The sequence below is a fragment of the Actinomadura sp. KC345 genome (assembly GCF_004348515.1).
Lineage (GTDB): Bacteria > Actinomycetota > Actinomycetes > Streptosporangiales > Streptosporangiaceae > Spirillospora.
This window is the reverse complement of sequence record NZ_SMKH01000250.1, coordinates 1-11,913: the sequence shown is the minus strand read 5'-3', so window position 1 is coordinate 11,913 and position 11,913 is coordinate 1. Positions and strand designations below refer to the sequence as shown.

10 protein-coding genes are annotated in these 11,913 nt (G+C 70.3%); 8 read left to right on the top strand and 2 right to left on the bottom strand.

The window, feature by feature from the left end; all coding sequences use genetic code 11:
* The 8 genes from E1281_RS30430 to E1281_RS30395 all read left to right on the top strand — a co-directional run.
* Positions 1-1,033 (top strand): pyridoxal-phosphate dependent enzyme (locus tag E1281_RS30430; protein WP_131883166.1); only part of this gene is annotated, 1,033 nt, incomplete at its 5' end.
* A 2-nt stretch (positions 1,034-1,035) separates the two neighbouring features.
* Positions 1,036-2,064 (top strand): Gfo/Idh/MocA family oxidoreductase, encoded by a 1,029-nt coding sequence (locus E1281_RS30425; protein ID WP_165959175.1) that lies wholly within the window; start codon positions 1,036-1,038, stop codon positions 2,062-2,064.
* Between the two features lies 1 nt (position 2,065).
* Positions 2,066-2,893: an MBL fold metallo-hydrolase gene (locus E1281_RS30420; RefSeq protein ID WP_131883164.1), complete on the top strand. Its 828-nt coding sequence runs from the start codon at positions 2,066-2,068 to the stop codon at positions 2,891-2,893.
* Complete coding sequence (locus tag E1281_RS30415; RefSeq protein ID WP_131883163.1) at positions 2,890-3,771, top strand: ROK family protein; 882 nt, start codon at positions 2,890-2,892, stop codon at positions 3,769-3,771. Before E1281_RS30420 ends, E1281_RS30415 begins: the two co-directional genes overlap by 4 nt.
* On the top strand, positions 3,768-4,439 hold the full coding sequence (locus tag E1281_RS30410; protein ID WP_131883162.1) for a putative N-acetylmannosamine-6-phosphate 2-epimerase: 672 nt from the start codon (positions 3,768-3,770) through the stop codon (positions 4,437-4,439). The genes E1281_RS30415 and E1281_RS30410 overlap by 4 nt, the downstream gene beginning before the upstream one ends.
* Before the next feature lie 332 nt (positions 4,440-4,771).
* A complete protein-coding gene (locus E1281_RS30405) occupies positions 4,772-5,923 on the top strand; it encodes an NlpC/P60 family protein (protein ID WP_243717590.1) in 1,152 nt (383 codons plus the stop codon).
* Between the two features lie 103 nt (positions 5,924-6,026).
* Positions 6,027-6,593 (top strand): hypothetical protein, encoded by a 567-nt coding sequence (locus E1281_RS30400; RefSeq protein WP_165959174.1) that lies wholly within the window; start codon positions 6,027-6,029, stop codon positions 6,591-6,593.
* Positions 6,594-6,653: 60 nt separating this feature from the next.
* Positions 6,654-8,432 carry a TraM recognition domain-containing protein gene (locus E1281_RS30395; RefSeq protein WP_131883159.1) on the top strand — a complete coding sequence of 593 codons (1,779 nt, stop codon included), beginning with the start codon at positions 6,654-6,656 and terminating at the stop codon, positions 8,430-8,432.
* A gap of 54 nt (positions 8,433-8,486) precedes the next feature.
* Here E1281_RS30395 and E1281_RS30390 read toward each other — a convergent pair whose 3' ends face one another.
* Together E1281_RS30390 and E1281_RS30385 are read right to left on the bottom strand one after the other, a co-directional pair.
* Entirely contained in the window at positions 8,487-9,809 is a 1,323-nt protein-coding gene (locus E1281_RS30390) for an ATP/GTP-binding protein (RefSeq protein ID WP_131883158.1), read from the bottom strand.
* A gap of 245 nt (positions 9,810-10,054) precedes the next feature.
* Entirely contained in the window at positions 10,055-11,536 is a 1,482-nt protein-coding gene (locus E1281_RS30385; RefSeq protein WP_243717588.1) for an SCO6880 family protein, read from the bottom strand.
* Positions 11,537-11,913 lie beyond the last annotated feature (377 nt).

Genomic DNA, 11,913 nt, shown 5'->3' with positions numbered 1-11,913 from the left:
CTCCCCGCCCTCCTCGGAAGGGGGTGAGGGGCTGTGGCGGTTCCGCGCCGCGCTGCCGCCCGTCCGGGGCGAGGTCACCCTGGGCGAGGGCGGTACGCCGCTGGTGCGGTGCGAGCGGCTCGCGGCGCACGCCGGAGTGGCGGAGGTGCTGGTCAAGAACGAGACCGTCAACCCGACGCTGTCGTTCAAGGACCGGGCCATGGCCCTCGGCGTGAGCCTGGCGCGCGACGCGGGCGCGCCGGGGGTGGTGGCCGCGTCCACCGGCAACACCGCCGTGTCGGCCGCCGCGTACGCCGCCCGCGCCGGGCTGCCCTGCCGCCTCTACTGCGCGGCCGGTGCCGCCGGGACCGCGAAGCTGCGGACGGCGGCGTCCTACGGCGCGCACGTGGAGCCCGTGGACGGCGACTTCAGCTCGGCGCACGCCGCTGCCGCCGCCCTCGAAGCGGACGGCTGGTTCCCGCTCACCACGACGTTCCGCAACCCCTACCTCACCGAGGCTCACCGGACCGTCGCCCTGGAGCTGTGCGAGCAGACCGGCGGCGACGTGCCCGGCTGGGTGCTCGTCCCGGTGGGAGCGGGGCCGCTGCTCGTGGGAGCCCACCACGGCTTCCGCGCGCTCGCCGCCTCGGGCCGGATCGCCCGGACACCGCGCATGGTCGCCGTCCAGTCCGACGCCTGCGCGCCCCTGGTGGCCGCGTGGCGCGGCGGCGCGGAGACCGTGACCGCGGCCGATCCGCGCCCCACCGTGGCCGGGGCCATCGCCGACCCGATGCGCGGCTACGAGGACGAGGGCCTGTTCACGCTGGAGGCGGTAAGGCGCTCGGGCGGGACGGCCGTCTCCGTCTCCGACCGCGCCGTCCTGGACGCCGTGCGCGACCTGTCCCGCCTGGAGGGCCTGCTCGTGGAGCCCGCGGCGGCCGCCCCCCTGGCCGCCCTCGCGGACCTGGCGGCGTCCGGCGAGATCCCGCCGGACGCCCGGGTCGCCCTGCTGGCCACCGGCCACGGGGCCAAGGAACAGCCGACCCAAGGATGACCATGGTGATGAGAGTGGCGCTGGTGGGTGCCGGACGGTTCGGAGCGCTGCACCTGCACGCGTTCCGGTCGCTGCCCGTCGAGGTCGCGGCGGTCTGCGAGCCGGACGGCGAACGGCGCGCGGCCGTCCAGGAGGAGTTCGGGATCCCGGCCGGGTACGGGTCGCTCGACGAGCTTCTCGAACGGGAGAGCGTGGACCTCGTCGACGTCGTCTCGGACGAGTCCACCCACGGCGAGCTGGTGCTGAAGGCCGTCGAGGCCGGATGCCACGTCTTCGTCGAGAAGCCGCTGAGCATGGACCCCGCCGAGGCCGGGCGCATCCGGGACCGCACCCGCGCACGCGGCGTCCAGGTGGTCACCGGCCAGATCAGCCGCTTCGGCGCCGGCTACCAGCATCTGCGCGACGTCCTCGATCGCGGGGAACTGGGCCGGCCGGTCAACCTGCGCTTCCGCCGGGACTTCAGCCGGTCGTGGTTCCCGGCGTTCGGGCGGCGCGTCCATCCGGTCTGGGAGTCCGGCGTCCACGACATCGACCTGGCCGTCTGGTACGCGGGCGCGCCCTGCCGCGAGGTCTACGCCGTGCAGCGGCGCGTCTCCGGCCTGGAGTACCCGGACACGCTGGTGGCCGTGCTGACGTTCGCCAACGACGTGGTGGCCACGGTGGAGAGCGCCTGGCTGGTCCCGGACGCCGCTCCCCAGACCCTGCGCGGGTCCCTGGAGCTGGACGGCACGATCGACGCGGTCACCGAGCTGCTCGGCGACCGCGGGACCGCCGCGTACCGGCTCGCCCACGACGGGCTGTCGGTCCGCACCGACACCGCTCTCGCGCAGCCCGAGCTCACGCTCTGGCCGACCGTGGCGGGCCGCGTGTCGGGCGCCCTGGCGGCGGAACTCGGCTACGCGGTCGAGGTGGCGGCCGGAACGCGCGGCAACGACGTGATCCCGCTGGACGAGGCCGTCGAGGGCATCCGGATCGCGGCCGCCGTCCAGCGCTCGGCGGAGCAGGGCGTCCGCGTCACCCTGGGGACGTGACATGGGTGCGCGCAGGCTGAGCGACTCCCTCTGGCACATCGAGACGGGCTCGCCGTACGACTGCCACGTCTACCTGGCCGACGGCGGGACCGAGGCGGCGCTGATCGACTGCGGCACGGGCCTGGCCACCGGGGACCTCCTCGCCGCCGTGGCGCAGACCGGCTGCCTCGACCGCCTCGACCGCGTCCTCCTCACCCACTACCACGCCGATCACGCGGGCGGCGCCGCGAGCCTGCGCGCCGCGCGCGGCGTGCGCGTGCTGGGGAGCGCGGAGACCGCAGCGGTGCTGGGCGCCGGCGACGAGGAGCGCTCCCAGGTGGCCGCCGCCCGCGACGCCGGCGTCTACCCGTCCGGCTACCGCTACCCGCCCTGCCCCGTGGACGAGGTACTGGAGGACGGCGCGACCCGCCGGATCGGGCGGCTCTCGGTGACCGCCCACGCCTCCCCCGGCCACTGCGACGGCCACCTGTGCTTCCTGGTCGACGACTGCGAGCGCCGCGCGCTGTGCACCGGCGACGCCGTCTTCCACGGCGGGCGCGTCTCCATCCAGCCCATCCCCGACTGCCGTCCCCACCTGTACGCGCGCACCGTCCGGCGCCTGGCCGGCCTCCCGGTCGACATGCTGCTGCCCGGCCACCTCGATCTGGTGCTGGACGACGGGGCCGCCCACCTGGCCGCGGCGGACGCCTGCTTCCGCCGCCTCGCCACTCCCCCGAACATCATCGCCTCTCCCCCGGACGTCGCCTCTCCCCCGGACGTCGCCTCTCCCCCGGACATCGCCTCTCCGGACATCGCCTCTCCGGACATCGCCGGCGCGGAGCCGCCGTGACCGCCCTCGGCATCGACGTCGGCGGGACGAAGATCGCCGGCGGGCTGGTCGGGCCCGACGGGACGGTGGCGGTCCGCGCGACCGTCCCGACACCCGCCGCGGACGGCTCGGCGGCGATCCTCGACGCGATCGCGGAGCTGGCCGGACGGCTGCGCGTCCCGGGCGTCACCGGGGTGGGCATCGGCACCGGCGGCGTCGTCGACCACGCCACCGGGACGATCGTGTCCGCCAACGGCCTGCTGCGGGGCTGGACCGGAACACCCGTCGCGGCCGTCCTGTCGTCCCGCCTGGGCCTGCCGGTCACGGTCGACAACGACGGCAACGCACTCGCCCTGGGCGAGCTGCGCTTCGGCGCGGCCCGCGGGCTGGACAGCGCGCTCTGCGTCGCCGTCGGCACCGGTGTCGGGGGCGGGATCGTCGCCGGCGGCGAACTGCGGCGCGGCGCCCGCCACACCGCCGGCGAGGTGGGGCACATGCCCGTCCCGGGCGCCGAGGGCCTGCGCTGCAACTGCGGCCGGACCGGCCACCTGGAGGCCATCGCGGCGGGCCCCGCGATGGCGGGCCGCCATGGCGCCGGGCTGGATCTGCGCGCCGTCGCCGCCCGCGCCCGGGAGGGCGACGAGCGCGCCGTCCAGGTGATCGAGGAGGGCGCCGCCGCCCTGGGCACGGCACTCGCCGGGCTGGCCAACGCGCTGGACCCGCAGGCCCTGATCGTCGGCGGCGGCGTCGCCGAGATCGGGGACCTGTACTGGACGCCGCTGCGCGCCGCCGTGCGCGCGCACGCTCTCGCGGACCCGGAGGTCCGGCCCGCCGAACTCCGTACCGACGCGAGCATCGCGGGCGCCGCCGCGCCCGTGCTCACCGGGAGGCGATCATGACCGGCGCGCTCGACCGGCTCCGGGGACGGCTGGTGGTCTCCTGCCAGGCCCCGCCCGGCGACCCGCTGCACGGCCCCGGGCACATGGCCGCGATGGCCCGTGCCGCCGTCGCCGGAGGGGCCGCGGGTGTCCGCGCCAACGGCCTCGCCGACGTGCGGGCCGTCCGATCGGCCGTCGACGTCCCGCTGATCGGCCTGTGGAAGGACGGCACGTCCGGCGTCTACATCACCCCGACGGCCGGGCACGCCGTCGCCGTCGCCGAGGCCGGCGCCGGCATCGTCGCCGTCGACGCCACCGCACGCCCCCGCCCCGACGGCCGCCGGTTCGCGGACACCGTCGAGGCCGTACACGCCGAAGGCGCGCTGGTCATGGCGGACGTCGCGACCCTCGGCGAGGGCCTCGACGCCGAGAGCGCGGGCGCCGACCTCGTCTCCACGACCCTCTCCGGCTACACCGGTCCCGATGAGCCGCCACCCGGTCCCGACCTCGCGCTCGTCGCCGCCCTGGCGGAACGCCTGACCGTCCCCGTCGTCGCCGAAGGACGCGTCCGCACACCGGACGAGGCCGCCCTGGCCCTGGACTCCGGCGCCTGGTCCGTCGTCGTCGGCACCGCCATCACCGCCCCCGGCTGGATCACCGCGCGGTACGTCCGCGCCATGGCGCGCTGACCGCCGACCGGTGACCTGCCACCGGACCGCACGCCCGCGTCCCGGGCGGCGACGCCGGGCCCCGGCGCATCCGCGGCCGGACGGCGCAGCCGCGGTGGCCCATGCGGCGCCGGGCAGGGCATTGAAAATCTGAGCGACGACCGCACTGTCTTGTGCAGCCTTCCCGGAGGTGAGCCACTCCCCGACAGCGCGACCGAACGGCTGGCCGGCGACATGCGCCGTGGTCCCGCTCGATGACAGCTCGATGTCGAAGAGAGTCCAGTGTGAACAAAAGAAGCACGAGGATGCTTTCCCTTTTCGGGTGCGGTGGCTGCCTTTCCGTGACAATGGTCATGTTCTTCGCGCTTACAGCGATCACGGTGGCGATCACATTGGGAAGTCAATGCACCTCGAACGGCGCAACAGGGGGCACGCCGGCGATCTTCGGAGAAGACAAGGGGAAGGGCAGTGCCGCATCGATTCCGACCAATTACCTAAAGTATTATGTAGAAATAGGCGACCTGCGGAACATACCCGCTAATGTACTCGCCGGCATCGGGAGGATCGAGACCGACCACGGACAGAGCACGCTGCCCGGCGCCAGAGACGGTGTGAACTACGCAGGCGCGGGCGGGCCCATGCAGTTCCTCAAGTCTTCTTGGGACATCTACGGGGCCGACGAAAACGGGGACGGAGAAAAAGACCTTTACGACCCCGCGGACGCCATCCTCGGAGCAACGAACCACCTCAGGGGCAGCATCGGCAAGAAAAAATCATCGATACCGCTCAGTTCGAGCGACATCAGAAGAGCCGTTCATCTCTACAATCCCGGGAACTACACCCCGCAGAGCAATCCATACGCACGTAGTGTCCTGGCGGCGGCGAATGGCTACGACGACATCCTGGAGGTGTATCAGAAAATTTACGGAGACGGTTCGGAAGTCCCCGAAAAAGGCGACGCCTGCTCGGCGTCGCTGAACGGGTCCGGATCCTTTGGCCAGCGCATCGCCTATGCGGCGGCGTACTTTGCGAAGAAGGAGAAAGGAACGCCGCGACCACCGGAGCAGAAAGACACCCCTACCCCCTATTCATGGGGCGGTGGAACCTTGGAGGGCGTCGGCCTCGGCATCGCCCACGGCTCGAACACCGTCGGTTTCGACTGTTCGGGCCTCGCTCGGCATGCCGTGCACAAGGCATCCAAGGGCAAGATCGTGTTGGCCCGGACAACGCAGCAGATGTGGCATGGAAAAATAGGCACGAAGATTTTGAAGAGCAAGCGCAGTGAACTGGCCCCGGGCGATCTGGTCTTCTTCAACTCGGATATCAGTCACATGGCGATCTACTACGGCGAGGTCGACGGTGTGCGCTGGATGGTCGAGGCCCAGAGGACCGGCACACCCATCAAATTCAGCAAGTTCGACGAAAGGGGTCAGTACATGGGTGCCCTTCGTATCGAACCGCCGCCAGGCATGGCGGGCGAGTCTCCGGACACGGGCCGTGAGTAGCGGCTCCGTTCGGATCGGACGGCACCGAGAGTCGGACGTGACCGGCGGGTTGGCCGCCACCGGCCTCCGTTCCGCCTGCGTTGTCGCTACGGTCGCCGCTCTCGTGGCCGGCTGCGGCGACGGCGAGCAGGCGCGGCCCGAGGAGCCGCCACCGCCCACCTCGGCGGCGCCGTCGAGCAGTGTGCCGACCTTCGGTCTTCCCTCGGCGCCGCCATCCCCGAACGCCACCCCACCGGCCGATCTCCCCACCGCGGGCCAGGTCGACCAGGACGATGCGACGGCGGTGTCGAAGGCGGCCCTGACCATCATGTACACGGCCGACAGCACCGTCGACGCGGGATTGCGGGACGCCAAACTGCGCGCGGCGCGCTACCTCACCTCCGATTACACGGCCAAGATCAAGGCAGAGCCCAGGCAGTACGTCCCCAGGGAATGGGGGCGGCACCGGGCCTATCTCGCGGTGCGGCTCGAATCGCTCCCGCGGGAAGCCGGGTCCCCGCCCGACGGGCCGACCGCCGCCCACCGGCAATGGGAAATGACCACGACTCCGACCGGCCGGGACGGTTGGCGCGGCACTCCCGTCACATTCGTCGTCTACATGGCACTGACCAGATCGTCCGAAGACGCCTCCTGGCAGGTATCCGATGCCGCCGTCAGCAACGAGAACTGATCCCCGCACCGGAAGGCCGCGGCATTGTGAGGCGAATCGATATCGATACGAGGAGTCTTTGTGAGCAGCACTGATGACGACGAAGTCTACGCCTACTTGTTCGGCATCGCCTTCCTGGGCGTTCTGCTCGGCGGCACGTCCGGCTTCTTGATCTGGCTGGCGGGCCAGTTGTCCGGCCTGCTCGGAGGGACCGGCTGGCCCGATTCGAGTCCGCGGGACTTTCCGGAGATCGCCGTCGGCTTCGTGCGGAATCCCGGTGATCCACAGAGCGCATGGCCCCCGGCGGCGGCGGCCGCGATGGGATCCGCCACGCTGTTCTTCTTCCTGTTGGTCATCCTCTTCGTCTTCGCTTCGGTGGGGACCTACTTCGCGGTACGGCTGTCCCTGAACGCACGGCGTCACCGGCCGGTCCGGCGTCTGCGGCTGGGTTTCGCCTCCGGCTGGGAGGTTCGGAACCTGCTCAGCGCGCGGACCGTCCTCCGCAAGGCGGAGCAGGTCCGGCCCTCGCTCGCGGGCCGGCCCGCGAGCGAGGTGAAGCCCGAGGACGTGGGCTTCTACCTCGGGCGGGACATCAGGTCCCGCCGGAAGCTGTACGCGTCCCTGGAGGACTCGGCGACCGTCATCGCGGCGCCGAGGCAAGGCAAGGACGTGCACTTCGTCACGCCTTTCACCATCGACGCGCCCGGTCCCTGCATCGTCACTTCCACCCGGCGGGAGACCTTCGTCAACACCGCGATGGTGCGGGCGCAGTACGGCGACGTGCACGTGTTCGACCCGTTCAACTGGACCGGATGGCCGAACCGGATGCGCTGGTCGCCATTGCAGGGATGCGAGGATCCGAACGTCTGCGCCGTCAGGGCGGGGACGCTCGTCCAGGCCAGCCAGTACGACATCGGGGTCGAGGGGACCACCCTCACCGGGGTCCTCACCATCATCCGCTGCCTGCTGCACGCCGGCGCGCTCGGCAAGGTCGGCTTCCGAGACGTGATGCGCTGGATCCACGAAGCCGACGCCGACGAGGCGATGGACATCCTCCGCGAGAACTCGGACCGGGCCGCCCCGGGATACGTGTCCCAGCTCGAATTCCATAGGGACAACGAAACGGCCTGGTCCACCGTGATCCAGACCATGCACTGTTTCTCGCACCCCAACGTGCTGGAGGACTGCTCACCACCCCCCGGTGAGGAGTTCGACTTCGTCAACTTCCTCAAGGGCCGCAACACCCTCTACTTCGTCGGCAAGCAGCAGGCCGACTGGGGCGGGATCGCACCGGTCGTCACCACGATCATCGAGCAGTACTTCAGAACAGCCCGCGGCACGGCGATGAAGAACCCGACCGGGCGCCTCGACCCGCCCCTGACCTTCGAACTGAACCAGGTGACCGACATCTGCCCGATAGGCGGCCTGCCGGTGTACATGGGCGAGTCAGGCGGGTACTCCATCACGGTGCACGTCTACCTGACGTCCCTGGCGGAGGCGCGCGCCAGGTGGGGGTCGGACGGCGCCGCGCGCCTGTGGGACAACTCCTCGATCAAGATCGTCTCTGGGGGCACCGGGACCGCCGACGACCTTGACGACCTTTCCAGTCTCGTGGGCAAGGAGCACGGGAAGCAGATACTGAGTCCCGAAGAGCTCAGGACCATGCGCTTCGGCCGCGCGGCCCTTGTCGCGGGTACGGCCCGTCCCGTCGAGATGTGGCTCACTCCTTGGTGGAAGCGCAAGGACGGAGAACTCATCGCCCGTGGCAAGCAGTGGGCCGAGAGCATGATCCAGAAGTTCGTCGCGGACCAGGCGCCCGGCGCGACCGCCGCGCCCGACCCGATCGCCGCGGACGACTAAGAGCACTGGGGCGTGCGGTAAGCCGCCGAGTGAGCACTGCCTCGGTCGGCGCGGTCAGACGGTGTTGGCGGAAGGTCGCGTTGTCGAGTTGGTCCAGCGCTTGTTGGTGTCGTTGACGTTCCTCTCGGCGGAGGTGAGCTCCACCTTGAACGGTATGCCGGGACGGCCACCGACCTTGACGATGAACCTGCCGCGTCCCGGGGGTTCGCTGTCCCCATCGATGTCGGGGTTCCAGGAGGGCGGCGTCGACCAGTCGACGAGCATGCGCTGCTCGATGGACGACAACCGTACGACTTCGTTCACCATGGGCATCTCCGCCTGCGGCAGCCCACCGCAGATCACCATGCCCGCGCGTTCGGCGAAGCCCTTGGCCTTGAGCCGGTCGGCCTCATCGGCCAACGACAGCAGGTCCGCCATCGTGTGCGTGATCATCACCTGGCCCGCGCCCCGCTGCCGGTTGAGGCGGGTGAGGGTGTCGACCCGGTCCACCAGGCCGCGCCCGGACCGCAGAACCCGCCACAGCTCGTCGAGGACAACGAAGAAGTGCCGCCGGGGTGCCAGGCCCTCATCGGTCAGCGCGTGCGCGGCCTCCACCGCGCCGAACCCGTCCGACCAGCAGGCGAGCAGGACGGCGGCCTGGAGTTCGGCGTCGGAGTCGTCGATCCCGCTGATGTCGATGCAGACCCCTCCCGGATTGTCCAGGTCGATCGCGGTGGTGGTCTGATGGGCGAACGTCTCTCCCATCGGGCCGTCCAGCATCCCCAGCAGCGAGGCGTGCAAGGGGTCGACGGCCGCGCGGTACTTCGCCCCGTCGCCGCGGGCCAGGGTCACCGCGCGCAGCCGCTCCGGCCCCTCGTCGATCACCCTGATGAGGTCGGGCAGGACGGGAACGCCGGAGTGGCGTTCGTCCAGCACCCGCAGGGCCGCGTTCAGGACGGTGCGTTCGGTGTCGGCGATCGGGCCCCCACGCAGCACCGTAAGCAACGCGGCGACCATGTTCAGCCGGCGGCCGTGCGCGTCGGCGACCAGCTTGGTCCGCGCCTGCTCCGGAAGCCTGGCCGCAGCAGCGGCCGTCGCGCCGGGATCGAGCACGTTCAGCGATCCAAGTCCCCGACCGAGCTTGATGATCTGCCCGCCCATCGCCCGGAACAGATCGACGTAGTCGGGCTTGAGGTCACCGAGCACCATGGGGAACACCCCCTGCCCAACCAGCCCCAGCACCATACGGCGAATCAGGGTCGACTTGCCCAGTCCGGGTTTGCCCAGCACCAGGGCCGACGGGTTGTGGATCAGGTTGGCCCGCTGAAACCACGAGATCGGATCGCAGCACAGCGCGGTACCGGTGGTCAGTTCCCGGCCGAGCGGTACGCCCACCATCGGAGTTCCCGAGCCGGCCCCGAACGGCCACAGCCCGCATACCTGGACCGTGGTCCCGCGCCACTCCGGAGGCATTTCCACGTAGGAGGCCCGCCCCCCACCGCGGCGGGTGAAACCCCTGAATCCAGGTTGTAGATCGCTCTTATCGGTCTTCTTTCCTTTCTTTCCCCTGTTGCCCTTTCCGTCTTCCTGTGCGGCGGGCGGTTCCACGTCCGCGCCGCCCGGGACCGATGCCGATGGACTACTCACAAAGATTCCCTCACCAGTGCAGGAACATTGAGGTGATCAGGAAGGACGACGCCCAGTGGAAGGCCTGCCGCGAACGCCGACGCCTGCGACCCGTACATCCGCCGCAAGCGCACACGCGCGGGGGCAGCGAGCGTGTCGACAGCAGCCGCCGCAGCCGGGAGGTCCCCAGCCGAATGGACGGTGGCGGTGACGAGAACGGCGAACCGGATCACCCCCGCTCCCCTGGCCTCCTCTACCGCCGCCTGATCGCTCTTCATGACATTGAGCTCGTTGCGAGCCGCGCTGGCGGAACCATCGAGACGGAAACGCGTGTCCTTACGGTCCCGTTCCACAATCCGTGCCGCAGAGGCCGGGTCGTGCGGCCGGTAGAGAAAAGTGACGCGCTTACGGGCAATGTCGTGGTGCGGGGCCACCAAACCGCTCATCACACTGGACAGAACCTCGCCGCGAGGCGCTTCTGACATGCCCCAGGTGATGGAATGGCCACTGTCGTGAACATAGCGGTCCCACAATTCCTGAGCGGCGACCGGCCCGGCATTCTCCCAACTGACCTCCCCGCCGTCAGTGGCCTCAATACTCGGTTGCGAGGTCGGGTCGTAGGCAATCCGCACTGCGCGACCGAGCTGGTCGGCGGTCATCGGACGAGCGGATCCGGCGCCGGTCAGGTCCAGCCCGGAGATCAACCCGGGAATGCGCCTCCCGATCTCCCGCACCATCGCATCCTGGTCACGTCGTTTGCCTCCGAGATGCGGAAGCGCCGTAAAGGTGACCGCGATGCGGGTGGAGACCCGTGCGCTGCCCACCGGGTAGTTCCAGACGATTTCATCCAATGCTGCCCGAGCCAGTTCTGGAGCATTCGGATCAGTATTGGCGTGCACCTCCTCCCGAAGGCGAAGCCCGAGGTCGGGGGCCGTCTCGATGGTGACGCTCGCGGCGACCAGGCCCGGCTCGTAACCCAGAGAGGCCAACCAATACCCCCAGTGGGAGACCCAGGTGTCGACCTGCTCCTGGTCGACCAGAGCCGCCCCGTCGGCGTTGCACTCGAACACCACGGTGTAGTGCCTCCTGGAGGGGATCACGACCAGAGCGAACGGGAGCCCGTGGGAGTCATGGCCTTCCACCAGCCGGGACGCGGCGAGCAGCCCTGGCAGCCGACCCGAACCATGCGAGATAACGCCCAGCGGTCCCGAGCGGTAGAGATGCCAGCCCTGGGAACGACCCCACCACCAGGTGAATCGGGCCGTGAGCGACTGAAGCGCGGTTCGCCCATGCTGATCCTGGATGAACAGCGGCAGCATTACCAACCCCAGCAGCACGAGACCGGCCAGGCCGGCCGTCGGCGATACCATCGCGATCATGGTGGCGATGATCAGCCCGACCATGAGGATCAGGGTGCCGGCCAGTCCCAGCCGCCCGATCCCCGGAGAAGCCGGTTTATGCCAATTCCCGTACGTGGGTTCACGATAGTCAGACGTCACTGCAATTCACCTCATTTCATATCGGTTAGTCCCCCATACCTGTCACTGATCAGTCATGATTTCCGCTAATCGTTATCGGGGTCCCCGAGTCTCGGGGATGTGTAACTGGGGGACGAGAACCCAGGGGACGACGGGTACATGGGCGACGTGTACCCAGAAGGCGACGAGTAGCTGGGGGACGAGTAGCTGGGGGACGAGTAACCGGGGGACGAGTAATGAGACTGGCCGCTCGGGCCAGGTGGGCCGGCAACGCTCGGTGTCCCCGGGCCGGGTGGGCCGGCAACGCTCGGTGTCCCCGGGCCGGGTGGGCCGGCAACGCTCGGTGTCCCCGGGCCGGGTGGGCCGGCAACGCTCGGTGTCCCCGGGCCGGGTGGGCC